The sequence below is a fragment of the Bacteroides sp. AF39-16AC genome, from assembly GCF_003602735.1.
GTDB lineage: Bacteria > Bacteroidota > Bacteroidia > Bacteroidales > Bacteroidaceae > Bacteroides > Bacteroides uniformis.
Window position 1 is genome coordinate 1 of the sequence record NZ_QTLN01000078.1, and the last position, 1000, is coordinate 1000.

Annotated in this window: 1 pseudogene; it reads left to right on the forward strand. The window is 40.3% G+C overall.

Annotation, left to right across the window (positions count from 1 at the left end):
* Nucleotides 1-1000 (forward strand): annotated as a pseudogene (locus tag DW039_RS20770) (tetracycline resistance ribosomal protection protein); the annotation flags it as partial.

Here is a 1000-nt window from a genome sequence, read left to right on the forward strand (position 1 = left end):
ATATTTGGCGGATAGCGAAATTTCACCGGCTGATTATTGGAATACGATAATCGCTCTTGTGGCAAAAGCCAAAGTCTATCCGGTGCTACATGGATCAGCAATGTTCAATATCGGTATCAATGAGTTGTTGGACGCCATTTCTTCTTTTATACTTCCTCCGGCATCAGTCTCAAACAGACTTTCAGCTTATCTCTATAAGATAGAGCATGACCCCAAAGGGCATAAAAGAAGTTTTCTTAAAATAATTGACGGAAGTCTGAGACTTCGAGACGTTGTAAGAATCAACGATTCGGAAAAATTCATCAAGATTAAAAATCTAAAGACTATTTATCAGGGCAGAGAGATAAATGTTGATGAAGTGGGTGCCAATGATATCGCGATTGTAGAAGATATAGAAGATTTTCGAATCGGAGATTATTTAGGTGCTAAACCTTGTTTGATTCAAGGATTATCTCATCAGCATCCCGCTCTCAAATCCTCCGTCCGGCCAAATAAGCCCGAAGAGAGAAGCAAGGTGATATCCGCTCTGAATACATTGTGGATTGAAGACCCGTCTTTGTCCTTTTCCATAAACTCATATAGTGATGAATTGGAAATCTCGTTATATGGTTTGACCCAAAAGGAAATCATACAGACATTGCTGGAAGAACGATTTTCCGTAAAGGTCCATTTTGATGAGATCAAGACTATCTACAAAGAACGACCTATAAAAAAGGTCAATAAGATTATTCAGATCGAAGTACCACCCAACCCTTACTGGGCCACAATAGGGCTGACTCTTGAACCCTTACCGTTAGGGGCAGGGTTGCAAATCGAAAGTGACATCTCCTATGGTTATCTGAACCATTCTTTTCAAAATGCCGTTTTTGAAGGGATTCGTATGTCTTGCCAATCTGGTTTACATGGATGGGAAGTGACAGATCTGAAAGTAACTTTTACTCAAGCCGAGTATTATAGCCCGGTAAGTACACCTGCTGATTTCAGACAGCTGACCCCTTAT